Origin of the sequence: Stenotrophomonas sp. CASM114 (assembly GCF_049384325.1) — a bacterium.
GTDB classification, from domain to species: Bacteria; Pseudomonadota; Gammaproteobacteria; order Xanthomonadales; family Xanthomonadaceae; genus Stenotrophomonas; species Stenotrophomonas muris.
In genome coordinates, this window is sequence record NZ_JBMRGJ010000009.1 from 72,672 (window position 1) to 94,651 (window position 21,980).

At 67.3% G+C, this 21,980-nt stretch carries 18 protein-coding genes; 8 read left to right on the plus strand and 10 right to left on the minus strand.

The features are described from left to right. Positions 1-34: 34 nt before the first annotated feature. From VG566_RS11255 to VG566_RS11265, 3 genes are all read right to left on the minus strand, one after another. On the minus strand, positions 35-886 hold the full coding sequence (locus VG566_RS11255; RefSeq protein WP_241884275.1) for an SH3 domain-containing protein: 852 nt from the start codon (positions 884-886) through the stop codon (positions 35-37). 249 nt (positions 887-1,135) lie between these two features. Further along, on the minus strand, positions 1,136-1,993 hold the full coding sequence (locus tag VG566_RS11260) for an SH3 domain-containing protein (protein WP_241884274.1): 858 nt from the start codon (positions 1,991-1,993) through the stop codon (positions 1,136-1,138). A 36-nt stretch (positions 1,994-2,029) separates the two neighbouring features. Continuing rightward, on the minus strand, positions 2,030-2,512 hold the full coding sequence (locus tag VG566_RS11265) for a DUF3574 domain-containing protein (RefSeq protein ID WP_241884273.1): 483 nt from the start codon (positions 2,510-2,512) through the stop codon (positions 2,030-2,032). Positions 2,513-2,726: 214 nt separating this feature from the next. On the opposite strand from VG566_RS11265, the gene VG566_RS11270 reads away from it, so the two are divergent. The 4 genes from VG566_RS11270 to otsA all read left to right on the plus strand — a co-directional run bounded on the left by VG566_RS11270 (position 2,727) and on the right by otsA (position 9,334). Beyond that, positions 2,727-5,162, plus strand: coding sequence for a TonB-dependent receptor plug domain-containing protein (locus VG566_RS11270; protein ID WP_164167701.1), 2,436 nt, complete (start codon positions 2,727-2,729; stop codon positions 5,160-5,162). 229 nt (positions 5,163-5,391) lie between these two features. Then, entirely contained in the window at positions 5,392-6,150 is a 759-nt protein-coding gene (otsB, locus tag VG566_RS11275; protein WP_014648189.1) for a trehalose-phosphatase, read from the plus strand. Between the two features lie 41 nt (positions 6,151-6,191). Further along, the gene (locus VG566_RS11280) at positions 6,192-7,973 is read left to right on the plus strand and encodes a glycoside hydrolase family 15 protein (protein ID WP_032960733.1); all 1,782 of its coding nucleotides are present in this window, start codon (positions 6,192-6,194) and stop codon (positions 7,971-7,973) included. Beyond that, entirely contained in the window at positions 7,970-9,334 is a 1,365-nt protein-coding gene (gene otsA, locus VG566_RS11285) for an alpha,alpha-trehalose-phosphate synthase (UDP-forming) (protein WP_014648191.1), read from the plus strand. Before VG566_RS11280 ends, otsA begins: the two co-directional genes overlap by 4 nt. Before the next feature lie 69 nt (positions 9,335-9,403). Here otsA and VG566_RS11290 read toward each other — a convergent pair whose 3' ends face one another. From VG566_RS11290 to rluD, 4 genes are read right to left on the minus strand one after another with little or no spacing between them, the layout of a single operon-like run. Then, positions 9,404-9,841, minus strand: a complete 438-nt coding sequence (locus VG566_RS11290) for a thiol-disulfide oxidoreductase DCC family protein (RefSeq protein ID WP_069116411.1) — start codon at positions 9,839-9,841, stop codon at positions 9,404-9,406. Next, positions 9,816-10,322: a DUF4166 domain-containing protein gene (locus VG566_RS11295; protein ID WP_053495126.1), complete on the minus strand. Its 507-nt coding sequence runs from the start codon at positions 10,320-10,322 to the stop codon at positions 9,816-9,818. The genes VG566_RS11290 and VG566_RS11295 overlap by 26 nt, the downstream gene beginning before the upstream one ends. 20 nt (positions 10,323-10,342) lie before the next feature. Beyond that, positions 10,343-11,113, minus strand: coding sequence for a peptidoglycan editing factor PgeF (gene pgeF, locus VG566_RS11300; protein ID WP_049405676.1), 771 nt, complete (start codon positions 11,111-11,113; stop codon positions 10,343-10,345). Further along, positions 11,113-12,102, minus strand: a complete 990-nt coding sequence (rluD, locus tag VG566_RS11305) for a 23S rRNA pseudouridine(1911/1915/1917) synthase RluD (RefSeq protein WP_014038257.1) — start codon at positions 12,100-12,102, stop codon at positions 11,113-11,115. The genes pgeF and rluD overlap by 1 nt, the downstream gene beginning before the upstream one ends. Before the next feature lie 113 nt (positions 12,103-12,215). Between rluD and VG566_RS11310 the strand changes: the two genes are divergently transcribed. Both VG566_RS11310 and VG566_RS11315 read left to right on the plus strand, forming a co-directional pair. Then, positions 12,216-13,103 carry an outer membrane protein assembly factor BamD gene (locus VG566_RS11310; protein WP_032960726.1) on the plus strand — a complete coding sequence of 296 codons (888 nt, stop codon included), beginning with the start codon at positions 12,216-12,218 and terminating at the stop codon, positions 13,101-13,103. Between the two features lie 190 nt (positions 13,104-13,293). Further along, entirely contained in the window at positions 13,294-14,496 is a 1,203-nt protein-coding gene (locus VG566_RS11315) for a lipase family protein (protein ID WP_241884272.1), read from the plus strand. A gap of 141 nt (positions 14,497-14,637) precedes the next feature. Here VG566_RS11315 and VG566_RS11320 read toward each other — a convergent pair whose 3' ends face one another. From VG566_RS11320 to sucC, 3 genes are all read right to left on the minus strand, one after another. Further along, complete coding sequence (locus VG566_RS11320) at positions 14,638-16,272, minus strand: NAD+ synthase (RefSeq protein ID WP_126411295.1); 1,635 nt, start codon at positions 16,270-16,272, stop codon at positions 14,638-14,640. 181 nt (positions 16,273-16,453) lie between these two features. Beyond that, positions 16,454-17,329 (minus strand): succinate--CoA ligase subunit alpha, encoded by an 876-nt coding sequence (gene sucD / locus VG566_RS11325; protein WP_005410793.1) that lies wholly within the window; start codon positions 17,327-17,329, stop codon positions 16,454-16,456. A gap of 20 nt (positions 17,330-17,349) precedes the next feature. Next, entirely contained in the window at positions 17,350-18,519 is a 1,170-nt protein-coding gene (gene sucC, locus VG566_RS11330; RefSeq protein ID WP_004154430.1) for an ADP-forming succinate--CoA ligase subunit beta, read from the minus strand. Positions 18,520-18,924: 405 nt separating this feature from the next. Here sucC and VG566_RS11335 point away from each other — a divergent pair, with 405 nt between their 5' ends. Beyond that, positions 18,925-20,538: a sensor histidine kinase gene (locus tag VG566_RS11335; protein WP_049440369.1), complete on the plus strand. Its 1,614-nt coding sequence runs from the start codon at positions 18,925-18,927 to the stop codon at positions 20,536-20,538. 60 nt (positions 20,539-20,598) lie between these two features. Then, positions 20,599-21,972, plus strand: a complete 1,374-nt coding sequence (locus VG566_RS11340) for a sigma-54-dependent transcriptional regulator (protein ID WP_126411296.1) — start codon at positions 20,599-20,601, stop codon at positions 21,970-21,972. Positions 21,973-21,980: the final 8 nt, after the last annotated feature.

Below are 21,980 nucleotides of genomic sequence, written 5' to 3' on the forward strand. Positions count from 1 at the left end.
CACCTCGATAGGCAAACTACCGGCGGAGATCGAGTCAATCGTTGACGTTGATCCAGCCCTCCACCGCGCCCTGCTTCGGGTTGCGATAGCGCAGCTTCACCCAGCCATCCTGTTCATCCAGCATCTCCACGCGGTCTCCCTGCACCAGGTAACGCCTGGTGCTGGATGCGCCGGGTCGATCGAACAGGAACAGGCGCGCGGGCACCACGGTGGCTGTCACCGCAACCAGCGGGCTATCGTTTTCGGGCACTGCCAACCCGTCATTGATGGCTCGCTCTTCGATCTCCGCGGTCGCCGAGTAGCTGGTCCAAACGGCCAATGGGCCATCAAACCGCGTCGCCTCCAGGTTCAGCACTTCTCCGTCCAACCTGGGCAACGTAAGCATGCGCTCAGAACGATAAAGGTACAGAACGCCGTTGAATGGGCGGTAGACATCAACACGCCAGACGGCACTTCGGCAGCTACTGCGGAGCACCTGATTCTCAGAATCCAATTCGATCCGGCCGAACTCCCCACAACTTCGCCTTGCTTTCCGCAGGACTGGCAGTGTTATGAACCTGCCAAGAAACCGATCGAACTTGTAGACAAGTGTTGAAAAATTGACCATTCCAACGGGTATCTGCACTACCAGATCAAGCTGACCATCAAAGTCCACATCCAACGCCATCAGCTTCGTTTCAGATTCCAGCGACCCCGAAGGAGCTGGCGGCAGCTGCTGTGTCGCGCCTGAGGGGAGTTGGACCTGGATGCCCCCGTCAGGTTGATGGACGACAGTTACCGGTGTTGCTGGCGCTACTTCGAACATAAGCTGCGCTTGTTCCACGACTGGCATCGACCAGGCCCTCCCCGGCAGAAGGAGCCCAAGCTGGAGAAGAATCAGCGACATCAGCGCCGCAACCATGTGCGGGCCGTCTCTCTCAAGCAGTCGCGGCTCGAAGCCGATCCCCATTGTCATTGGAATGCCCGTGCAGAAACTGGCTTTTCAGCCACCACCACGATCATGTGCCGGAGCACCCGGCAGCTCCATGCAAGAAATCCGAAATTGCTTCCAGCGTCGAGGGGACCAGTCCTGCAAGCAAGAAACACACCAGGCAGCAGTGGCCCGGCTATCCAGGGGCCTGTCAGTTCAGTTCAATCAATCGTTGACGTTGATCCAGCCCACCACCTCACCCTGCCTGGGGTTGCGGTAGCGCAACTTCACCCAGCCGTCCCGCTCATCCAGCAGTTCCACGCGGTCGCCCTGGACCAGGTAACGCCTGGTGCTGGATGCGCCGGGTTGGTCGAACAGGAACAGGCGCGCGGGAACCACTGCGGCCTGCCGACCACGCAACGGTCCATCCGGCGGTGCACCCAGGCCATCGGCGATGGCACTTTCCAGCACCCGGCCGGCGGCATCATAGGTGCGCCAGACCGCCAGCGGGCCCTGCTCGCCGGTCTGTTCCCACTGCAGCGCGGCGTTCAACGTATCGCCCAGCATCAGCACGCTCTCGGCGCGGTACAGATAGAGCTTCGCGCCTGCAAACCGGTACTGGTCGGTGTACCACATCGGGCCGCTGCGGCAGCTGCTGGTCAGCGTGCGGCTCGGACGGTCGACCGCCAGCCCCATCAGGTCACCGCAACTGTCCTTGCCGTGGGTGTCGGCCTGCAGCGCGCGGAACCCGGCACTGGCCGGATCGAAGCGGTACACCGTCACCGCTTCGTTGACCATGCCCACCGAGGCGCGTGCGACCAGTTCCGGGTAGCCATCGAAATCGACATCTTCGAGCGACCATCGCGAATTGCCGTCGGCATCGGCCGCGCCCTCAAGCGTCTGGCGCTTGCCTGACGGTGACAGCTGCACCGCGATGCTGCCGTCCTGCTGCGGATCGGCATGCGCCTGCACATGCGCGGCCACCTGGAAGCGCAGCGTTTCTCCGTCGTCCCCACCCGCCTGCGCCGTCGGTGCCAGTACGCCTGCCAATGCCAGGCCCAGCAGGCATTCCCTGTAGTTCATCATTGCTCCCTGCAGCACCGCGGCGGCACCTTCAACTCAGAACGATACCTCGACCGGCTGCCGTGACCACAGCACCGACTGATGCCTGGTCTGCTGCTTCCACGCCAGGCGGATCGCCTCGATGTCGGCGCGGCGCTGCGGGGTGTCCTCGTGCAGCACCACCAGCACCTTGGTGCGCAGGCGGTTGGGCGCGGCATCGCCGCGGAACAGCCACTGGCCGTAGGCATCGAACACGGTCAGGCCGTCCGGGAAGCGCGGCGTTACTTCCTTGTCAAGGAAGGCGCGCCACTGCGCGTCGCTGATGGTGTCGGCCTGCGGGCGGTTGCCGGCGCCCTGCTCCTCGCCTACGCCGAAGTACAGCTCGCTGCGCACCCAGCCATGGCCGGCGGAAGGGCGGGCGGCATCGCCCTTCAGTTCGGCGGTGGTGGCCGTGGCATAGGCGCTGGGCGCCTGCGAAGAGAGGCTGGCGCAGCCACTGGTGGCCAGCAGCGCGGCGAAGACGAGGCCAAGGTGTTTCATCGGTACAGCTCCGGGGAAGGGGGACAGGGCAAGCCGGCAGCGTACAGCGCCACCGGCCCGGCGTGCTGATGCCAACCGGGCATCAGCTCATGCCGGACCGGCAGGGACTTGCATCGGCACCGGTCATCACGCGAAGATAATATATCGCTTCATCCGGATGGATGTAAGTGAAACTATCTCCCCCTTCCCCGTCGTCGTTGTTGCTGGAGCCCCCATGTCCGCCCGCCTGCCCGCGTCGCCGCTCGGCCTCGCCATCGCCCTCGTGTTTTCCTCCGCTGCCGTCCCGGTCCTGGCCCAGGACGCCACCAACCTGGACACCGTGATCGTCACCGGCACCCGCGCCGCCGACCGCACCGTGCTCGAGTCCACCTCGCCGGTGGATGTGCTCACCGCCGAGGACATCCGCAAGGCCGGCGTGGTCAACGGTGAACTGGGCAGCGCGCTGCAGGCGCTGCTGCCGTCGTTCAACTTCCCGCGCCAATCCAACTCCGGTGGCGCCGACCACGTGCGCGCCGCACAGTTGCGTGGCCTGTCGCCGGACCAGGTGCTGGTACTGGTCAACGGCAAGCGTCGCCACCACACCGCGCTGGTCAACACCGACAGCAAGATCGGCAAGGGCACCACCCCGGTCGATTTCAATGCGATCCCGGTCAGCGCGATCAAGCGCATCGAAGTGCTGCGCGACGGCGCCGGTGCGCTGTACGGCTCGGACGCCGTGGCCGGCGTGATCAACGTGATCCTCGACAACAGCGGCGACGGCGGCGAGATCGAGGCCAGCTACGGTGCCAACCACACCGACCTCAAGCCGATCGGCCGCACCCTCACCGATGGCCAGACCGGCAACATCAGCGCCAAGGTCGGCACTTCGCTGGGCGAAGACGGCGGCTTCCTGCGCGTGGGCCTGGAATACAAGCACCGCAACGGCACCAACCGCGCTGGCTTTGACCAGATTCCGCCGTGGGACCAGACGCCGGACAACCTGGCGCTGCAGGGCAAGCGCAACTATGTGCTGGGCGATGGCAAGAGCAAGGACATCAACCTGTGGCTGAACACCGAGATTCCGGTGGGCCAGACCTCGACGTTCTACGCGTTCGGCACCTTCAACCAGCGCGATACCGAAGGCGCCAACTACTTCCGCTATCCCGATGGCGATGCCAACTGGAAGCAGGTCTATCCGAACGGCTACCGACCGATCTCCGAAGGCGAGAACCGCGACGTACAGGCCGTGGCCGGCGTGCGCGGCCAGTGGGGCGAGTGGAGCTACGACGGCAGCCTGGATTACGGCCAGAACGACTTCACCTACCGCCTGCGTGATTCGCTCAACGCATCGCTGGGCCCGACCAGCCCGACCCGCTTCAAGACCGCCGACTACGAGTACGCGCAGACCGTGGGCAACCTCGATCTGAGCCGCGTGTTCACCCAGAGCGACAGCATCAGCCACACGCTGGGCCTGGGCGTGGAAGCGCGCCATGAGCGCTACCAGACCCGCCCCGGCGACCCGGCCAGCTATGCGGCGGGCCCGTACACCGACCGCCCGACCGGCTCGCAGGCCGGTGGCGGCCTGACCCCACAGGACGCCGCCACCCTGTCGCGCGACGTGGCCAGCGCCTATGCCAGCCTGTCCAGCCAGTTCGGCGAGAAGTTCTCCACCGACCTGGCCGCGCGCTACGAGCACAACGACGACTTTGGCGGCGAACTGACCGGCAAGCTCGGCCTGCGCTACGAATTCACCCCGGCGTTCGCACTGCGCGGTGCCATCTCCAACAATTTCCGCGCTCCGTCGCTGGCGCAGATCGGCTACGAATCCACCTCCACCGGCTACAACGCCGGCGGCCAGCTGGTGCAGGGCCGGCTGCTGTCGGTCAACAATCCGATCGCGCGTGGCCTGGGTGCGCAGAACCTGAAGCCGGAGAAGTCGATCAACACCTCGCTGGGCTTCACCAGCCGCATCGGCGAGCATTTCGACCTGTCGCTGGACTTCTTCCAGATCGATATCGACGACCGCATCGCGCTGTCGGAGAGCATCACCGGCGATGCGCTGACCGATTACGTGGCCGCCAGCTACGGCGTCAGTGGCCTGCAGAGCGCCAGCTTCTTCGTCAATGCCGCCGATACCCGCACCCGTGGCGCCGAGCTGGTAAGCAACTGGCGGCAGTCGCTGGGCGATGGCCAGCTGCTGCTGACCGGCACCTACGCCTACACCAAGACCACGCTGAAGAATGTGCTGGCCACGCCGGCGCAGCTGCGCGCGCTGAACCCGGACTACGTACTGTTCGGCATCGAGGAGACCAACACCCTGACCGATGCCACCCCGCGCACGCGTGGCAGCTTCTCGGCCGCCTGGAGCAACGACCACTGGTCGCTGAGCACCCGCGTGAACCGTTACGGCAGCGCCACCCGGGTGTTCAACTTCGGTGATGGCTATATCCCGCGCCAGACCTACCAGGCCGAATGGCAGCTGGATGCCGAAGTCGAGTACCGCATCACCCCGCAATGGAGCGTGGCGATCGGTGGCCAGAACCTGACCGACAACTACCCGGATCGATCCAACAGCGATATCCACTACTTCGGCAACCTGCCGTACGACGTGCTGTCGCCGATCGGCAGCAACGGCGCGCACTACTACGGCCGCGTCCGCTATACGTTCTGATCGGATTGGGTGGGTGCGGACCGTTGGTCCGCACGACACGGTAGTGCCGGCCGCTGGCCGGCAACTCCGGGTGCGGATCTGCTTTGGGTGGGTGCGGACCGTTGGTCCGCGCTGTTTGGGCTGGATGCAGGCTGACCTGCCGTGCCGACCAACGGTCGGCACCCACCGAAGCTGATCCGCAGCCTGCCCTCGACCCCACGTACACGCCCAGGCTGGCAGGCTGGTCGTCATGGCTGAACCGCTCCCCCTGCGTCCGCCACCGCCATTGCTGGACGACGCCTGTGCGTTGTTCCTCGATGTCGATGGCACCCTCATCGAATTCGCTGCACGACCGGATGCCGTGCAGCTCCTGCCGGATGTGCGCGAAGCCATCGGCCGCATCAGTGACCGCCTGGAAGGCGCCGTGGCACTGGTCAGTGGCCGACCGCTTGAACAGCTGGACCAGCTGTTCGCTCCCCTCCAGCTGCCTGCCGCCGGCCTGCATGGGCACGAACTGCGCGGCGAGGACGGTCGTGTGCTGCGCGACGAGCACGACGACGACACCGCCGAGTGGCTGCACGCGCTGCACCAGCAGGCGATGCGCTTTGCCCACGGCCATCCCGGCGTGCTGGTGGAAGACAAGGGCGTCGGCCTGGCCCTGCATTGGCGCGGTGCGCCGCACGCGGCAAGTGATGTGCGCGCCTTCGCCGATCGCCACGTGCGGGGCCGCGCCAGTTACCGCCTGCAACCCGGCGACCATGTGGTCGAGTTCGTGCCCGTCGGCACCGACAAGGGCCGTGCCGTGCGCCGGATGATGCAGTACCTGCCCTTCCGCGGCCGCCTGCCGGTGTTTCTCGGTGACGACCTCACCGATGAATTCGGCTTCGATGCCGCCAACAGCCAGCATGGCTGGAGCGTGCTGGTGGGTGAACGTGAACCCAGCGCGGCGGTGTTCGCGCTGCCCGACATACGCAGCGTGCACGCCTGGCTGCGTGAGAATGCCTATTGACCCGGCCAACCCCCACGGCCGCAACCGAGATGTACCGCGTGATGACCCAACCCGATCTTGATCTGGGCGTGGTCGGCAACGGCAGCTTCGGCGCCCTGGTCGACAAACGTGCCCGCGTTGTCTGGAGCTGCCTGCCCACCTTCGACGGCGACCCTACCTTCTGTGCGCTGCTCGGCCCCAACCAGCAGACCGGTGGCGACTTCGCCATCGAGCTGGAAGACTTCGCCAGCAGCGAGCAGGAATACCTCACCAACACGGCGATCCTGCGCACGGTGCTCCGCGACGCGCACGGCGGCGAACTGGAAATCCTGGATTTCGCCCCCCGCTGGCGGCAGAACGACCGCTTCTACCGGCCGGTCAGCCTGATCCGCCAGGTGCGTCCGCTGGCTGGCAGCCCGCGCATCACCGTGCGTGCGCGCCCGCTGGCCGACTGGGGCGCACGCGTGCCAGAGTCGACCTGGGGCAGCAACCATGTGCGCTGGATCCTGCCGGAGCACGTGCTGCGGCTGACCACCGATGTGCCGGTGCGCTTCGTGCGCGATGGCCTGCCGTTCGTGCTCAACCATCCCATCCACCTGATCCTGGGCGTGGATGAGTCGCTCAACCGGTCGATCAGCGGCTACGTGCAGGAAGCCTTCCAGCGCACCCGCGACTACTGGCGCGAATGGGTGCGCTACCTGTCCATTCCACTGGAGTGGCAGGACGCGGTCATCCGCAGTGCGATCACGTTGAAGCTGTGCCAGTACGAGGACAGCGGCGCGATCATCGCGGCGATGACCACCTCCATTCCAGAAGCACCCGGCAGCGTGCGCAACTGGGACTACCGCTATTGCTGGCTGCGCGACGCGGCTTTCGTGGTGCGGGCACTGAACCGTCTCGGCGCAACGCGCACGATGGAACAGTTCCTCGGCTACATCTTCAACCTGGCCACCACCGACGGCACGCTGCAGCCGCTGTATGGCATCGGCTTTGAAGCCAAGCTGGACGAAGACGAAGTGCCCAGCCTGTCCGGCTACCGCGGCATGGGCCCGGTGCGCCGTGGCAACCTGGCCTGGGTGCAGCGCCAGCACGATGTCTACGGCAGCGTGGTGCTGGCCTCCACGCAGCTGTTCTTCGACCGCCGCCTGCAGGATCCCGGCGACGCGCACACTTTCGCCCGCCTGGAACCCTTGGGCGAACAGGCGTTCGCCCTGCACGACGTACCCGATGCGGGCCTGTGGGAGTTCCGTGGCCGCACCGAGGTACACACCTACACCAGCGCGATGTGCTGGGCCGCCTGCGACCGCCTGTGCAAGATCGCCGTGCGCCTGAAGCGCGATGACCGTGCACACTACTGGCGCGAGCGCGCCGACACCATCCATGCGCGCATCATGGCCGAGTCCTGGAATGAGGAACTGGGCCACTTCACCGATACCTTCGGCGGCCATCGCCTGGACGCCTCGCTCCTGCTGCTGGCCGACATCGGCTTCATCGATGCGATGGACGCCCGCTTCATCGCCACCGTCGATGCGATCGGCCGCGACCTCAAGCATGGCAATTCGCTGTACCGCTATGTCGCGCCGGATGACTTCGGCGAGCCGGAGACCAGCTTCACCATCTGCACGTTCTGGTACATCGATGCGCTGGCAGCGATCGGGCGCATGGACGAGGCACGCGAGATGTTCGAGCTGCTGCTGAAGCAGCGCAACCACCTGGGCCTGCTGTCGGAGGATCTGGCCTTCGACAGCGGCGAGGCCTGGGGCAATTTCCCGCAGACCTATTCGCACGTCGGCCTGATCACTGCCGCGATGCGCCTGTCGCGGTCCTGGCAGGAGGCATCGTGAGTCGTCTGGTGGTGGTTTCAAATCGTGTGGCCGTACCCGGCGAGAACCGCGCCGGCGGCCTGGCTGTCGGCCTGCTGGCCGCCCTGAAGGAACGCGGCGGCCTGTGGTTCGGCTGGAGCGGCAAGACGGTAAAGGACGGCAGCGGCACGCTGCACCGGCAGAAAGACGGTGACATCGACTACGTCACCATGGACCTGAGCAAGCGCGAGGTGGACGGCTACTACAACGGCTTTGCCAACCGCACGCTGTGGCCGCTGCTGCACTTCCGCCTGGATCTGGTCGACTACGACCGTGCCACCCGCGAGACCTACCACAAGGTCAACGCACTGTTCGCCGACAAGCTCGCGCCCTTGCTGCGCGAGGATGACATCGTCTGGATCCACGACTATCACCTGATCCCGCTTGGCGCACTGCTGCGCGAGCGTGGCATCGGCTGCCGCATCGGCTTCTTCCTGCACATCCCGATGCCCTCGGCCGACCTGCTGCAGGCGATGCCCGACCACCTGCGGCTGTTCTCCGCGCTCTACGCGTATGACCTGGTGGGCTTCCAGACCCAGCGCGATGCCGATCGCTTCCAGACCTACCTGCGCCTGTTCGGCGGCGGTCGGGTACTCGCCAACGGCGAGCTGGAGGCACCGGGCGGGCGTCGTTTCCGCGCGGCGGCGTTCCCGATCGGCATCGACACCGAGCTGATCGCGCGCCAGGCCGGTACCGCCGCCACCAAGGCCGCCGTAAAGAACCTGCGCGCCAGCCTGCGTGATCGCCAACTGGCGATCGGCGTTGATCGCCTGGATTATTCCAAGGGCCTGCCCGAGCGCTTCCTCGGCTTCGAACGGTACCTTGAGCGCCATCCCGACCAGCGCGGGTCGCTGACCTACCTGCAGATCGCCCCCGTCTCGCGCGGTGATGTCACCGAGTACCGGCAGCTGCGCAGCCAGCTGGAGCAGATCGCCGGCCACATCAACGGTGGCCACGCCGAGCCGGACTGGACGCCGCTGCGCTACGTCAACCAGAACTTCACCCATGCCACCCTCACCGGTTTCTACCGTGCAGCGGCGGTGGGGCTGGTCACGCCGCTGCGTGATGGCATGAACCTGGTGGCCAAGGAATACGTGGCCTCGCAGGACCCGGAGGACCCGGGCGTGCTGGTGCTGTCGCTGCTGGCCGGCGCCGCCGATGAACTCAAGCAGGCACTGCTGGTGAACCCGCACGACCTGGATGGCGTTGCCGACGCCATCGCCACCGCGGCGACGATGTCGCTGCGCAAGCGCAAGGAGCGCTGGCACGCCATGATGGAGCACCTGCGCACCTACGACATCAACCACTGGCGGCGCAGCTACCTGGACGCACTGGAAGGCTGAGGAAAAAGGGGACGGAGGGGATTAAGTCGTTTGTGCACAAACGACTTAATCCCCTCCGTCCCCTTTTCTTCAATCCAGGAACCGCGCAGCCTGCTCCGGTGCCGGCAGATGACAGGCATCATGCCGCCCGAACCAGCGGTAGCGGTTGCGCGCCAGCGCGCGATACGCGGCATCACGCCAGCCGCGCGGCACCATCCGCAGCACGCCGGTCAGGCGCCAGGCGCCGTCCAGCCCGGCCAGTACACGCAGGATGGCATCGGTATCGGTCCAGGCGCCCTGCGCGTCCAGCAGCAGGAACGACATCGGGTCCTGCGGGTCCAGCCCGTGCGCGCGCAACATCGCGCTGCCCTGCTGCCCCTGCATCGCCGCAAAACGGTAGCGCCCCTTGCGGTCGAAACGCAGCAGGAAGCGCACCCAGCGGTTGCACAGGGCGCACACGCCGTCGAACACGATCACCGCGCTGCCAGTCTCGGCGGCGCCGTCACTGTGGTTCGAGCCAGCCTTCATAGCGGATCAGGGCTCCGGCCCAGGGCAGCGTCACATCGACCAGGAAAGTGTAACGCTCGCCGCGCCAGGCTTCACGGCAGCGCACACCGCCGAACCAACGCGTCGGCAGCGGCAGCAGCCCGAACGCCCAGACCCGCCGCACCGACCAGTCGATACCACCCTCGCGGGCCTGCAACGCGAACTCCAAGCGCACCGCGCCCAGCTGCTCGCGCAGAAGCCCTTCGTGCGCCCACAGCCGCGACACCATCGGCCAGCGGCCGAACCGTCGCGCCCACTGCTCACCCTGCCCGCGTGCACTGAACGCCACTTCGGTGGGCAGCGCGTCGCCGTCCTTCGGCAGCCGCGCCAACGCGGCCAACAGCGGCACCAGCCAGTGCCGCCCTCGCACGATGCGCGCCTGCCCCACGTAGCGGCAGGGCAACGGCGCGGCATGCAGCGCCTGCACCGGCGCTGCCAGGGTGGCGAAGGCCGGCCCCAGCACGCGCGCGAACAGCGGCGTGGTCAGGGCGCGATCCAGGCCAGGGTCGCCATGCGCCCGGTACGACGGTCGCGCCGGTGCGAATACAGGTCAGGATCGGCCATGGTCGACACCGTGCCGCCATACACCTGCGCCGGGTCCATCCCCGCCGCCTGCAACCGCTGCCGCGCCAGCGCGAACAGGTCCACCTTCCAGTGGCCCGGCCGGGTCGCCACGAACGCCGCTTCGGCGGCCGGATCATGGCCGACGAAGGCGTGATAGACCTCCTCGCCGATCTCATAGTCGGACGGCCCGGCGGCCGGGCCCAGCCAGGCCCGCAGCTGCGCCGGCGGCGTCTGCAGGGCGGCCACCGTGGCCTCCAGCATGCCGTCAGCCAGCCCACGCCAGCCGGCATGGGCCGCACCCACCTCGCTGCCATCGGCCGCGGCAAACACCACCGGCAGGCAGTCGGCGGTCAGGATCGCCAGCACCACGCCCGGCACCGAAGTCACCGCGGCGTCGGCCACCGGTTCGCTGGTGCCGGGCACCGGTGGCGCGGTGAAGCGCAGCACGGTGCTGCTGTGCACCTGGCGCAGCCAGTGCGGTGCCGAGGGCAGTGCCAGCCCCTGCTGCAGCAGCTGGCGGTTGTGCTCCACGTTGGCCGGGGTATCACCATCGGCCGCGTGCCGGTTGCCGAGGTTGAACTGCGCGAACGGCGCCGGCGAGATGCCCGCGCCATGCCGGCGCGTGGTCAGCGCATGGACGCCTGCCGGCGCCGGCCAGTCCGCCTGCAGCAACGGCAGCGCGGCGGCCATCACCAGCGATCCCGCTCGCGGGCGGCGAAGGCTTCGCTGTCTTCGCGCAGCACCTTCATCAGGTGCAGCATGTCCTCCGGCACCGGCGCGGTATTGCGCACCGGCTCACCGGTGATCGGATGCATGAACTCCAAGGTCTCGGCGTGCAAGGCTTGGCGCTTGAAGCCGCGCAGCGCGGCCACCAGCTCGTCGCTGGCACCCTTGGGCAGCTTCAGCGCACCGCCGTACAGCGGGTCGCCGATGATCGGATGGCGCACGTGTGCCATGTGCACGCGGATCTGGTGGGTACGGCCGGTTTCCAGGCGGCACTCCAGCGCGGTGTGCGCACGGAAGCGCTCGCGCAGGCGGTAGTGGGTCACCGCTTCCTTGCCGTCTTCGCGCACCGCCATCTTCAGCCGGTCGCGCGGGTGGCGGTCGATCGGGGCATCGGCGGTACCGCCTGCCACCAGCGCGCCCATCACGATGGCCAGGTACTGGCGGTGCACGTCACGGGCCGCCAGTTGCTCGACCAATGCAGTCTGCGCTTCCAGGGTCTTGGCCACCACCATCACGCCGCTGGTGTCCTTGTCCAGGCGGTGCACGATGCCCGCGCGCGGCAGCACCGCCACCGAGGGGTCGCGGAACAGCAGCGCGTTGACCAGGGTGCCGCTGTGGTTGCCGGCGCCGGGGTGGACCACCAGGCCGACCGGCTTGTTGATCACCAGCACATGCTCGTCCTCGAACAGCACGTCCAGCGGGATGTCCTCCGGCTGGGCGTCGGTCTGGGTTTCCAGCACCACGTGGAGGGTCACCACCTCGCCGCCGCGCAGCGGATCGCGCGGGCGCACCTGGGCGCCGTCCAGCAGGACGTCACCGGACTTGATCCACTCGGTCAGGCGCGAACGCGAGTATTCGGGGAACAGTTCGGCCACGACGGCATCGAAACGACGGCCGGCAGCGGTGTCGGGGACGATGGCCTGGCGGGCCGATTCAGAGGGTTGTTCAGACATGGCAGGGGGCATTCTTTGAAATTTTGGGGTCCCGGCGGCCGGTTTCAGTCGCTGGACAGGACACTAGGCTATCATCGACCCTTCGTATTCCAGCCGCGTCCCGCCTCGACCCCATGATCCGACGCTCCGCCATGCTCTCCGCGCCCGTCCGCCTCACCGCCCTGCTGCTGGTGCTGGTCATCGCCGCAACCGGCTGCCACCGCGGCGCCAAGAAGGGTGATCGCCCCGACGAAGGCGTGCCGGTCGAACAGCTGTACGAGAAAAGCCACAAGCTGATGCAGGGCGGCAACTGGAGCGGCGCCGAAGCCAGCTTCCGCCGCCTGGTGGCCCAGTATCCGTATGGCCCGTACACCGAGCAGGCGATGATCGAAACCGCCTACGCCCAGTACAAGGCCGGCAAGCACGATGACGCGGTGTCCAGCATCGACCGCTTCATCCGCACCTACCCGACGCACCGCAACATTGCGTACCTGTACTACCTGCGCGGCCTGGCCAATTCCAACCGCAGTACGGTTTTCCTGCGCCGCGTATGGTCGCTGGATGCCAGCCGCCGCGACCTGTCCACGCCGCACCAGGCGTACTCGGACTTCAACATCGTGGTTGATCGTTACCCGAACAGCCGCTACGCCGCCGATGCGCGCCAGCGCATGCTGGAGCTGCGTGACGTGTTCGCCCAGCACGAGCTGGACAACGCCCTGTACTACATGCGCCGCGGCGCCTGGGTCTCGGCCGTGGGCCGCGCCAACTACCTGCTGGAAACCTACCCGCAGAGCGCCTTCCAGTACGACGCCGTGGCCGTGCTGGCCGATTCCTACACCCACCTGGGCAACAAGACCCTGGCCGACGACGCCCGTCGCGTCCTGCAGCTGAACCAGCCGGATCACCCGTGGCTGGAAGGCAAGTGGCCGAAGTACCCGTGGATGATCCGCAAGCTGAACCCGTTCGCCGGCGAGAAGTCCGCCAGCACCGGCCAGCGCAACGCGCGACTGGAGAAGAAGTAAGAGAGGGCCCCGAAAGGGGCCTTTTCTTTGTCGGTAGATCCACGCCATGCGTGGATGGTTCGTGCACCAATCGACCACGACACTCGGAATGCTACGAATCCCCGGCAGTTGCGACGGCGGTCGCACCCCGCCTGGGCGGGGGTGTCCACACTGCGGCGCTGCGGCCACACCGGCCATCACGGAGCGCCCCATGCCGACACGGCCCTGTAGTTTCCGTTTCCTGTCCTGCCTTCTCGCCAGCGCCCTGCTGGCGCTGACCCTGGCGCCCGCGGCCGCCGCGCGGGACGCACCGGGCGATCTGCTGTCTGCCGCCCCCTATCGCGCGCCCTGGGTGCCGTCCAGGGCCGCCCAGGCGTACAAGCTGCACTATCGCACCCCGGACCACCGCGGCCAGTTGGCCGAAGGCACTGGCCTGCTGTACCTGCCCGCCGGCGCAGCGCCTGCGGGCGGGTGGCCGGTGGTGTCCTGGGCACATGGCACCCAGGGCATCGCGGATCGCTGTGCGCCGTCGGTCTCCGGCCCCACCCATGCCGAACGCGACGGGCGCTTCCTGGACGTGTTCCTGGCCCAGGGCTATGCCGTCGCAGCCGCCGACTACCAGGGCCTGGGCAGCCCAGGCAATCATGCCTACCTGCACGTGCGTACCGCGGCGCGCAACGCCATCGACATGGTCAAGGCCAGCCGGCAGTACCTGGGCACCGCAGCGTTGTCGCCGCGCTGGGTCTCGGTAGGCTATTCGCAGGGGGGCGCGGCCGCGCTGGTCGCCGGCCACCTGGCGGCGTCCCATGGCGGGCCCTCACTGCAGTACCGCGGCAGTTTCACCGCCGGAACGCCCACCGCAGTCGAACTGACCGCGCTGGTGATGAAGCCCGACAACCGCACCGCCAATCCCGGCGCGCTCAACGCATATCACGCGTACCTGCTCGACGGCCTGCTGCAGGTTGCGCCGCAGGTCGACGGCGTGCTGAGCGAGGCCGGGCGCGCCCGCATTGCTCTGGCACGCGAGCAGTGCCTGGGTGATCTGGCCACCACGCTGGACGGCATGGATACCGGCAGCATGTTCACTGCACCGCTGACCCGCGTGCCGGGCATCTGGACGGTGCTGCATGACTACCTGGGTGTACCGCGCCGCGGCTTCAGCCAGCCGCTGATGCTGGCCCATGGCAGCGAGGACCGCGATGTGCCCTATCTGACCACCCTGCTGTACGCCGCAGGCCTGGCCCTGCGCGGCGAGCCGGTCGCGTTCCGGCGCTACCCGGTCGATCACCGCGGTACGCTGGACGCTGCGGCGGCCGATGGCCTGGCGTTCGTGCGTGCGCGGCTGGAGGACGACCACTTCAACGACGCTGCGGAGATCGCAGGCCTCGAACAACGGCTCGACGAAGCCCGGTAGATCCACGCCATGCCGGATACGCGATCCAGGAAGTTGCCGGCCAGCGGCCGGCACTACCGAACACGGTAGATCCGCGCCATGCGTGGATGCGCGGGATACGGGTTGCCGGCCAGCGGCCGGCACTACCTGCCAACCGCTGCCTCAGCCCTTGTAGCCGTTGCTGATCGGGTAACGACGCTCGCGGCCGAACGCCCGGCGCGAGACCTTCGGCCCCGGCGCGGCCTGGTGCCGCTTCCACTCGCTGATGCGCACCAGGCGCAGCACGCGGTCAACCACGGCCGCGTCGTAACCGGCGGCCACGATCTCCGTGCGCGACTGTTCCTGATCGATGTAGCGGTACAGGATGCCGTCCAGCACGTCATAGGCCGGCAACGAATCCTGGTCCAGCTGGTTCTCGCGCAGCTCGGCCGACGGCGGGCGGCTGATCACCGCCGGCGGGATCACCGGTGCGCCGCCCACGGTATTGCGCCACTTGGACAGGCCGAACACTTCGGTCTTGTACAGGTCCTTCAGCGGCGCATAGCCACCGCACATGTCGCCGTAGATGGTGGCGTAGCCGACCGCGTACTCGCTCTTGTTGCCGGTGGTCAGCAGCAAGCCGCCGAACTTGTTGGCCAGCGCCATCAGGATCACCCCGCGGCTGCGCGACTGCAGGTTCTCTTCGGTCACGTCCGGCGCGGTGCCCTCGAACATCGGCGCCAACGCTTCCATCAGGCCCTTGAACGCCGGCTCGATCGACACCGCCTCCAGCTTCACGCCCAGCGCCTGGCACTGCTCGGCCGCCAGGTCGTTGGACAGGCCCGCGGTGTAGCGCGACGGCAGGCGCACGGCGGTTACGTTCTCCGCGCCCATCGCGTCCACCGCCATGGCCAGCACGATCGCCGAGTCGATGCCGCCGGACAGGCCCAGCCACACTTTCTTGAAGCCGTTCTTGCGGCAGTAGTCCTGGATGCCACGGGTCACCGCGCGCCAGGCTAGCGCGTCCATGCTCTCGTCGCCGTCGTCCATCCACACGTGCGGCATGAAGCGGCGGCTGGCGCCGTCGTACTCCACCACCAGCCACTGGTCGACGAAGGCAGCAGCAGCCGGGTGCACCGTGCCATCACCGTCGGCCACCACCGAGGCACCGTCGAACACCAGCGCGTCCTGGCCGCCAACCACGTTGAGGTAAGCGATGGCTGCCCCGCTCTCGCGGGTACGTGCAGCCAGCACGGCGTCGCGCTGGGCGTGCTTGCCACGCTCGTACGGCGAAGCATTCGGCACCACCACCAGCTGCGCACCGGCGCGCATGGTGTCGGCCAGCGGCTCGGCAAACCACAGGTCCTCGCAGATCAGCAGGCCGACCGGAATGCCATTGACCTCGAACACACAGCTGCCGCCATCCGGATCGACATCGAAGTAGCGGCGCTCGTCGAACACGGCGTAGTTGGGCAGCTCACGCTTGCGGTAGGTCTGCTCGACCAGGCCGTCACGCAGCACGCTGGCGGCGTTGTAGACCACCGCGCCAGCCGCCTGCGGCCAGCCGACCACGGCGGTGATGCCGCGGCAGGCGGCAGCGATGCTGGCCATCGCCTGCTCGCACTCATACAGGAAGCCCGGGCGCAGCAGCAGGTCTTCCGGCGGGTAGCCGCTCACCGCCAGCTCGGGGAACATCACCAGCTCGGCGCCGTACTCGTCGCGCGCCTGGCCGATCATCTCGATGATGCGCTCGGTGTTGCCGGCGACATCGCCGACCGGGAAGTCGAACTGCGCCATCGCGATGCGGATCGAAGCCATGGGATTCCAGCCTGTGGTTGCAATGCCGCCATTGTAACGCCGGGGTCAGATCCGTTTTGCGCAGCAAAAGGGATCTGGCCCCACGCCAGACGCAGAAAGGCCGCCCGGAGGCGGCCTTTCTGTGTTCAAGCAGCCGGCCAGCGGCCGGCTCTACAGCATCGTCTGCCGGAGGCAGTCGATCTTACTTCACCAGCTTGGCGATGGCAGCGCCCAGGTCGCCCGGCGAGCGGACGGTGACAACACCGGCAGCTTCCATGGCGGCGAACTTGCCTTCGGCAGTGCCCTTGCCGCCCGAGGCGATCGCACCGGCGTGGCCCATGCGCTTGCCGGCCGGAGCCGACGCACCGGCAATGAAACCGACGACCGGCTTCTTCACGTGGTTCTTGATGTACTCGGCGCCGGCTTCCTCGGCGTCGCCGCCGATTTCGCCAACCATGATGATGCCTTCGGTCTGCGGGTCTTCGTTGAACAGCTTCAGGCAGTCGACGAAGTTCAGGCCGTTGATCGGGTCACCACCGATGCCGATGCAGGTGGACTGGCCCAGGCCGACTTCGGTGGTCTGCTTGACCGCTTCATAGGTCAGGGTGCCCGAACGCGACACGATGCCGATCTTGCCCGGCTGGTGGATGTGGCCCGGCATGATGCCGATCTTGCACTCACCCGGGGTGATGACGCCCGGGCAGTTCGGCCCGATCAGCACGGTGTCCGGATGCGAACGGGTCAGCACGTTCTTGACGCGCAGCATGTCCAGCACCGGGATGCCTTCGGTGATGCAGACGATGACCTTGATGCCTGCAGCTGCGGCTTCCAGGATCGCGTCGGCCGCGTACGGCGGCGGCACGTAGATGACCGAAGCGTTGGCGCCGGTGCTCTGCACGGCGTCGGCAACGGTGTTGAAGACCGGCAGGTCGATGTGGGTGGTGCCACCCTTGCCCGGGGTCACGCCGCCAACAACCTGGGTGCCGTACTCGATCATCTGAGTGGCGTGGAAGGTGCCCTGCTGGCCGGTGAAGCCCTGCACGATCACCTTGGTGTTCTTGTTAATCAAAACAGACATGGGAATTCCTTGGTGTCGAATCAGGCAGCGTTCTTGACAGCTTCAACGATCTTCTTGGCGCCATCGTTGATGTTGTCAGCCGGGATGATGGCCATGCCGCTGTCGCGCAGCAGCTGCTTGCCTTCTTCCACGTTGGTGCCTTCCAGGCGCACCACGACCGGAACCTTGACGCCCACTTCCTTCACGGCGGCGATGATGCCTTCGGCAATCATGTCGCAGCGGACGATGCCGCCGAAGATGTTGACGAAGATGCCTTCGACCTTGTCCGAGGACAGGATCAGCTTGAACGCTTCGATGACGCGCTGCTTGTTGGCACCGCCGCCCACGTCCAGGAAGTTCGCCGGCTCGCCGCCGTTGAGCTTGATGACGTCCATGGTGGCCATGGCCAGGCCGGCGCCGTTCACCATGCAGCCGATGTTGCCGTCCATGGTGACGTAGTTGATGTCCAGCTCCGAAGCGATCACTTCGGTCGGATCTTCCTGGGTCTTGTCGCGCATGGCGACCAGGGCCTTCTGGCGGAACGCGGCGTTGTCGTCGCTGTCGAACTTGCCGTCCAGCGCGTACAGGTTGCCGTCGTCCAGGATGGCCAGCGGGTTGATTTCAACCAGGGCCAGGTCCTTTTCGTTGAACAGGCGGTACAGGTTCACCATGATGCTGGCGAACTGGCCGGCCTGCTTGGCGGTCAGGCCCAGCTTGAAGCCGAAATCACGGCCGTGGTAACCCTGCACGCCTTCGACGAAGTCGACGTTCAGCGAGTGGATCAGCTCCGGGGTTTCAGCAGCGACCTGCTCGATTTCCACGCCGCCTTCCGAAGAGGCGATGTAGGTGATGGTCTTGGTGCCACGGTCGACCAGCACCGACAGGTACAGTTCCTTGACGATCTCGCCGGCGGTGGTCACCAGCACCAGGTTGACCGGCAGTTCAACGCCTGCGGTCTGGTAGGTGGCCATCTTGGTGCCGAGCATCTTGGCCGCAGCGGCCTTCACGTCGTCGGTGGTCTTGCAGAACTTGACGCCGCCAGCCTTGCCGCGGCCGCCAGCGTGGATCTGCGCCTTGACCATCCAGGGGCCCTGGCCCAGGGAGTTGGCAGCGGCAACCGCTTCGTCCGGGGTCGCAGCGACCTTGCCGGCCGGGACCGGGATGCCGTACTCGGCAAGCAGTTGTTTTGACTGGTATTCGTGGAAATTCATGCGTCACCGTGGGAATAGGAACGACCGCACGCAATTCCTCAGGGCCCCGGCGGGGCGCCGGCATGGACCGCGGCGGGCCCACTATTGTGGCCGAGCCGGCGCCGGGGCGCAAAGAAGTCTGTACAAAACGCCAGACCCGGCCAGATTTCCGCCGTCATTCAGGCAGTTGCGCCCGGCGGCCCACTGGCCACCGGTATCCATCCCGGGCCAAATGCGCGATCCGGGCGGCTCCGGCGGCGCCCTGCCCGGGGCCCTATACTGGCCGACCAAGGTGTGTAGAGTCGGGCTTGCCCTGCTGCTTCCACCGCAGGCCACATCGAAGCGACGTGCCCGCCCGGCCTCAGGGGACGCCAGGCAGGCCCGCCGCAGCGTCCAGACCCAGGCAGCCAGAAGGGGAGTTCCGGCGTGTCACCCAGTGCTTCATTGATCGACCGCATCGAATCGATTCCGCGGCGTGAGCTGTATTTCTTCGCGCTGTACCGGGTGCTGATCGCCTCGGTCATCGCCGCGCTGCTCTACAGCCCGCTGTCGGCCATGGTCGGCGAAGCCCACCACCCGCGGCTGGCCGACACCGTCGCCGCCATCTACCTGGTGCTGTCCCTGCTGGCCCTGGTGATCGGCCGCAACGAACGCTGGCTGCGCCCGATCGTGGTCAGTGGCGTGCTGGTGGACATCGTCGCCGCCACCCTGCTGTCACATGCCCTGCCCGGTGCCAGCGCCGGCATCTCGATGTCGCTGCTGTTCAACATCGCCGCCGCCGCCACTCTGCTGCCGCTCAGCCTGGGGCTGGGCCTGGCCCTGGCCGCCAGCCTCGCCACCGGCGTGGAGTACACCTGGAAGCTGCTGGAAGGCGGCGATCCCACCCGTACCCTGGCCGAACTGGCCATGTTCGCCACCAGCTACCTGGCGCTGGCCTTCATCAGTTACCAGGTCGGCAGCCGCGCGCGCCGCAACCAGCAGCTGGCCAACCAGCGCGGCGATGAAGTGGCCAACCTGTTCCAGATCAACGAGCTGATCATCCGCCGCATGCGTACCGGCGTGCTGGTGGTCGACGCCGACAACCGCGTCACCCTGGCCAACGAGGCCGCCGCGATGCTGCTCGGTGACAACGACGGCAGCGGCGAAAGCGGCCGCCTGGACCTGGCCAGCGCCGCCCCGGAACTCGCCCGTCGCCTGCAGCGCTGGCGCAATGGCTGGGCGCAGGACGAACTACCGCTGCAGCTCAACCCCGACCAGCCCGAAGTGCAGCCGCGCTTTGCCCGCCTGCTGGCCGGCAGCGACCTGGCCCTGGTGTTCCTGGACGACTCCAGCGTGGTCTCGCGCCGCGCCGAATCGCTCACCCTGTCGGCGATGGGCCGCTTCTCGGCCAGCCTCGCCCACGAGATCCGCAACCCACTGGCCGCGATCAACTACGCGGTGCAGCTGCTGGAAGAAGGCACCGGCTTCAACGAAAGCGATCGCCGCCTGCTGCAGATCATCCGCCAGCAGTGCCAGCGCACCAACGGCATCGTCGAAAGCGTGCTGGGCCTGGCCCGGCGCGAGCGCGCCACGCCGGAGAACGTCGACCTGGCCGCCTTCGTGCGCCGCTTCGTGCTGGAGTACAAGCAGGGCCAGACGCTGGAGACCGACAGCATCGAGCCGATCATCAACGACACCTCGGTGCTGGCCCAGGTCGACACCAAGCACCTCTACCAGGTGCTGACCGTACTGGTGCACAACGCGCTCAAATATGGCCGCATCGGCCAGCAGCCGGCGCGGGTGCGCCTGCGCGTGGCGCAGCACGAGCGCAGTGCGGTCATCGACGTGATGGACCGTGGCCCCGGTATTCCCGAGAGTGTGGCCGCACAGTTGTTCCGACCGTTCTTCACCACGTCCGAGCATGGCACCGGGCTGGGCCTGTATATCGCCCGCGAGCTGTGCCGGGCCAACCAGGCGCGGCTGGACTACATCCCGGTTCCCGCTGGAGGCTCCTGCTTCCGCCTGGTGCTGCCCGGCCCGCATACGCTGTTGCCCACCTGATCTCGATTCTGTGCGTCAAACATTTGTCGCTTCCAGCCCCCTCGTTTATCTTTCACGCCCATGAACGAAACCCGCAGCGCCCTCGTCGTCGACGACGAACGCGACATCCGCGAACTGCTGGTACTGACGCTCGGCCGCATGGGGCTGCGCATCAGTACGGCAGCCAACCTTGCCGAAGCGCGCGAACTGCTGGCCAGCAATCCGTACGACCTGTGCATCACCGACATGCGCCTGCCGGACGGCAATGGCATCGAGCTGGTCAGCGAGATCGCGCAGCACTACCCGCGCACGCCAGTGGCGATGATCACCGCCTTCGGCAGCATGGACCTGGCCGTGGAAGCGCTGAAGGCCGGCGCCTTCGACTTCGTCAGCAAGCCGGTGGATATCGCCGTGCTGCGCGGCCTGGTCAAGCACGCGCTGGAACTGAACAACACCGAGCGCCCTGCGCCCGGCCCCGCCGCCGAACAGGGCGCACGCCTGCTTGGCGATTCGCCGGCCATGGACGTGCTGCGCACCACCATCGGCAAGGTCGCGCGCAGCCAGGCGCCGGTCTACATCCTCGGTGAATCCGGCGTGGGCAAGGAGCTGGTCGCACGCACCATCCACGCCCAGGGCGCCCGCGCGGCCGGCCCGTTCGTGCCGGTCAACTGCGGCGCCATTCCCGGCGAGCTGATGGAAAGCGAATTCTTCGGCCACCGCAAGGGCAGCTTCAGCGGCGCCCACGCCGACAAGCCCGGGCTGTTCCAGGCCGCGCATGGCGGCACCCTGTTCCTCGACGAAGTGGCCGAGCTGCCGCTGCAGATGCAGGTGAAGCTGCTGCGCGCGATCCAGGAGAAGTCGGTGCGCGCGGTGGGCGCGGCTGCCGAGGAGCCGGTGGACGTGCGCATCCTCTCGGCCACCCACAAGGACCTGGCCGAGCTGGTCGAGGACGGGCGCTTCCGCCACGACCTCTACTACCGCATCAACGTGATCGAACTGAGGGTGCCGCCGCTGCGCGAGCGTCGCCAGGACCTGCCGGAACTGGCCGCATCGGTACTGGCACGGCTGGCCCGCAGCCATGGCCGCCCGACGCCGTTGCTGGCGCCGTCGGCGCTGGACGCACTGGCCCAGTACGCCTTCCCCGGCAACGTGCGCGAACTGGAGAACATCCTGGAACGCGCGCTGGCACTGGCCGAGGAAGATTGCATCGGCGCCGACGACCTGCGCCTGCCGCAGCACGCCCCGCGCACGCCCGGCAGCGCAGCACACGCCGAAGCCGTGGTGGACCTGCAGCCCGGCAGCGCCGCCCTGCCCTCGTACATCGAACAGCTCGAGCGCAGCGCCATCCAGCGCGCGCTCGAAGAGAACCGCTGGAACAAGACCCGCACCGCCGCGCAGCTGGGCATCACCTTCCGCGCGCTGCGCTACAAGCTGAAGAAGCTGGGGATGGAGTAAGGAGGGCC

Coding starts and splice junctions, on each gene's coding strand:
- VG566_RS11255 (WP_241884275.1), bottom strand. CDS start 886: ATGTCGCTGATTCTTCTCCAGCTTGGGCTCCTTCTGCCGGGGAGGGCC.
- VG566_RS11260 (WP_241884274.1), bottom strand. CDS start 1,993: ATGAACTACAGGGAATGCCTGCTGGGCCTGGCATTGGCAGGCGTACTG.
- VG566_RS11265 (WP_241884273.1), bottom strand. CDS start 2,512: ATGAAACACCTTGGCCTCGTCTTCGCCGCGCTGCTGGCCACCAGTGGC.
- VG566_RS11270 (WP_164167701.1), top strand. CDS start 2,727: ATGTCCGCCCGCCTGCCCGCGTCGCCGCTCGGCCTCGCCATCGCCCTC.
- otsB (WP_014648189.1), top strand. CDS start 5,392: ATGGCTGAACCGCTCCCCCTGCGTCCGCCACCGCCATTGCTGGACGAC.
- VG566_RS11280 (WP_032960733.1), top strand. CDS start 6,192: ATGACCCAACCCGATCTTGATCTGGGCGTGGTCGGCAACGGCAGCTTC.
- VG566_RS11290 (WP_069116411.1), bottom strand. CDS start 9,841: ATGAAGGCTGGCTCGAACCACAGTGACGGCGCCGCCGAGACTGGCAGC.
- pgeF (WP_049405676.1), bottom strand. CDS start 11,113: ATGGCCGCCGCGCTGCCGTTGCTGCAGGCGGACTGGCCGGCGCCGGCA.
- rluD (WP_014038257.1), bottom strand. CDS start 12,102: ATGTCTGAACAACCCTCTGAATCGGCCCGCCAGGCCATCGTCCCCGAC.
- VG566_RS11310 (WP_032960726.1), top strand. CDS start 12,216: ATGATCCGACGCTCCGCCATGCTCTCCGCGCCCGTCCGCCTCACCGCC.
- VG566_RS11315 (WP_241884272.1), top strand. CDS start 13,294: ATGCCGACACGGCCCTGTAGTTTCCGTTTCCTGTCCTGCCTTCTCGCC.
- VG566_RS11320 (WP_126411295.1), bottom strand. CDS start 16,272: ATGGCTTCGATCCGCATCGCGATGGCGCAGTTCGACTTCCCGGTCGGC.
- sucD (WP_005410793.1), bottom strand. CDS start 17,329: ATGTCTGTTTTGATTAACAAGAACACCAAGGTGATCGTGCAGGGCTTC.
- sucC (WP_004154430.1), bottom strand. CDS start 18,519: ATGAATTTCCACGAATACCAGTCAAAACAACTGCTTGCCGAGTACGGC.
- VG566_RS11340 (WP_126411296.1), top strand. CDS start 20,599: ATGAACGAAACCCGCAGCGCCCTCGTCGTCGACGACGAACGCGACATC.